The organism is Alteromonas sp. ALT199 (assembly GCF_018619335.1).
Lineage (GTDB): Bacteria > Pseudomonadota > Gammaproteobacteria > Enterobacterales > Alteromonadaceae > Alteromonas.
Genome location: NZ_JAHHDX010000047.1, coordinates 1 through 1,142 on the forward strand (window position 1 = coordinate 1; position 1,142 = coordinate 1,142).

Sequence of the window (1,142 nt, forward strand, 5' to 3'; positions counted from 1 at the left end):
GTACGAATTTCAGCACCTTCACCGAAACCAAACGCCATCGGCAATAAACCCAGCACCGTAGTAAGTGTGGTCATCACAATGGGGCGTAGCCGGGTTTTAGCTGCCTCTAGAATAGCCGTATCTTTATCTACGCCTTGGCGGCGTAGCTGATTAATACGGTCAACTAATACAATAGCGTTATTCACGACAATACCGCACAACATGATTAAACCAATAAATACCACAACGTTAAGCGGCGTATTGGTAAGCCACAGGCCGTATACGGAACCCGCACCTGCAAGGGGCACTGCAAGTAGAATAAGCAGTGGGTGCAGCAACGACTCAAACTGTGACGCCATAACCAAGTACACCATAAACACCGCAAGCGCCAAGGCAAACTGTAGTGAAAGGAAGCTGCTCTGCATGTCTTCACTTTGTCCGGTTACTGTTGCACTTAACGATAGAGGAAGTTGAGTTTCATCAATGACCTTGTTGGCAGCGGCAACCGCTTCATCAAGCTTACCTTTGGCTAAGTTTGCAGATACCATTGCCACACGTTGCTGTCCAACACGGGTTATTTCGCTTGGACCAACGCTCATGTATACGTCAGCTACGGCACTTAATGGAATAGGTTGTGCGGAGCCTGGGTTAACGACAATGGCGCGTATGCTTGCGATGTCGTCTCGTTGGTTTTCTTGCGTTCTAACCAACACGTCCACCTTTCTATCTTCCACACTATATTGTGTAGCAATACGTCCACCCACTTTAGCCGCAATAAGTTGAGAAACGGTAGACGCGTCAAGCTCAAGTCGAGCAAGCTTTGCGTGATGGAAGGCTATTTTAAGCTCTGGGTTTCCGTCGCGAATACTGGTAGTGACATCTGCAAAATTACTATAACTGGCTAGTTTGGTCGCAATGGCGTCGCCATACTGCTGTAATTGATTAAGGTCGTAACCTGCAATTTCAATTTGAATAGGCGATGCAAAGCTAAAAAGCTCAGGCTCTGAAAACGTTGCCTGAACCTGAGGTTTAAAGGCTAAGTGATCACGAAGCGCTTGCTTTACCGCATCCATATCATCATCGGTCGCCGTAGGCTGCATTACAATATTTAAACGGCCCCAATGGTCGCCTCCCTGGTTAGGCGCTGCACTGATAAGACTACC

General features: G+C 47.6%; 1 protein-coding gene. It reads right to left on the bottom strand.

The features are described 5' to 3' along the window. Positions 1 to 1,142, bottom strand: a 1,142-nt coding sequence (locus KL866_RS05565; protein WP_214993876.1) for an efflux RND transporter permease subunit, incomplete at both ends; no start/stop codon positions are given.